1 protein-coding gene is annotated in these 1278 nt (G+C 71.0%); it reads right to left on the bottom strand.

Annotated elements, in window-relative coordinates; all coding sequences use genetic code 11:
- Nucleotides 1-1278 (bottom strand): type I polyketide synthase (locus tag ACWDAK_RS41320; protein WP_427396368.1); only part of this gene is annotated, 1278 nt, incomplete at both ends.

Below are 1278 nucleotides of genomic sequence, written 5' to 3'. Positions count from 1 at the left end.
CTCCACGAACAGATCCGGCGTCGACATCACCGTCACACCACCGGCCAGCGCCAGATCGCACTCACCGCCCCGCAGCGCCTGCACCGCCAGGTGCAACGCCACCAACGACGCCGAGCACGCCGTGTCCACCGACACCGCCGGACCCTCAAGACCGAACGTGTAGGAGAGGCGACCGGAGACGACACTCGTGGCCGTACCCGTCAGACGGTGACCCTCGGCCCCTTCCTGGCCCTCGGTCAGGAGCGAGATGTAGTCCTGGCCGTTGGTGCCGATGAAGACGCCCGACTGGCTGCCGCGCAGCGAGGCCGGGTCGATGCCGGCCCGCTCGAAGACCTCCCAGGAGGTCTCCAGCAGCAGGCGCTGCTGCGGGTCCATGGCGGTCGCCTCACGCGGGCTGATGCCGAAGAAGGCGGAGTCGAAGCGGGTCGCGTCCTGCAGGAAGGAACCCTTGCGGGTGTAGATCTTGCCGAGCTGGTCCGGGTCCGGGTCGAAGAGGCCGTCCAGGTCCCAGCCGCGGTCGGTCGGGAAGTCGACGACCGCGTCTTGGCCGGCCATGAGCAGCTGCCACAGCTCCTCGGGCGAGCGGACGCCGCCGGGGAAGCGGCAGCTCATCGCGACGATCGCGATCGGCTCGTCGTCGGCAGCGGCCAGCACCGTCACCGGCGCGGCCGACTCCGGCTCCTGGCCCAGCAGTTCGGACCGCAGGTGCTCCGCCAGCGCGGTCGCCGACGGGTAGTCGAAGACCAGCGTCGCCGGGAGACGAAGACCGGTGGCGGCGTTCAGGCGGTTGCGCAGATCGACCGCGGTCAGCGAGTCGAACCCGAGCTCCTTGAAGGCCCGACCCGCCTCGACCGCGTCCGAACCCGCGTAACCGAGCACGGCCGCGACCTGCACCCGCACCAGCTCCAGCAGCGCACGGCCACGCTCGACCTCCGAGAGACCCACCAGACGCTGGGCCAGCGAGGAGCCGGCCGCCGTCTTCGAGTCATCGGACGGTGCCTCGGCAGTGGCCTGGAAGCGCACGACCTCCGGGATCTCGCCGAAGAGAGCACTCGGCCGGATGGCGTGGAACTCCGCGGCGAGCCGCTCCCAAACGATGTCGGCGATCGTCAGTGCGGTGTCGCCGCCGTCCAGGGCCTGCTGCATCGCAGTGATCGCCAGACCGGGTGCCATGCCGGGTACGCCGTCGCGGCGCAGTCGCTCGGCGACCACGTCGTCGGTGGCCAGACCGGCCTCGGCCCAGGCACCCCAGGCGATCGAGGTGGCCACCAGTCCGTC

The organism is Kitasatospora sp. NPDC001175 (assembly GCF_053598215.1).
The sequence above is the reverse complement of the archived record's forward strand: the minus strand, read 5'-3'. Positions and strand labels throughout refer to the sequence as shown.